Consider the following 229-nt stretch of genomic DNA (forward strand, 5'->3'; position numbering starts at 1 on the left):
GGATACATGATCCTTCTTAGAAGGGGGAGCAAAACACCCATGGAAGGAGTTACAAAGTTCAGAGCAGAGACTGAAGGAAGGACCATTCAGAGAGTGCCCCACCTGGAGATCCATCCCATAAACAACCACCAAACCCAGACACTAGGCAGATGCCAACAAGAGCCTGCTGACAGGAGCCTGATATAGCTGTCTCCTGTGAGGCTCTACCAGTGCCTGGCAAATACAAAAG

The 229-nt window shown here is 50.2% G+C and carries 1 protein-coding gene; it reads left to right on the top strand.

Annotation, left to right across the window (positions count from 1 at the left end; translation table 11 throughout):
* On the top strand, window positions 1-186 hold a 186-nt coding region (locus tag SM755_RS24305; RefSeq protein WP_323174918.1), incomplete at its 5' end, for a hypothetical protein.
* Window positions 187-229 lie beyond the last annotated feature (43 nt).

This window comes from Natrialba sp. PRR66 (assembly GCF_034808065.1).
In the GTDB taxonomy this organism is placed as follows: domain Archaea; phylum Halobacteriota; class Halobacteria; order Halobacteriales; family Natrialbaceae; genus Natrialba; species Natrialba aegyptia.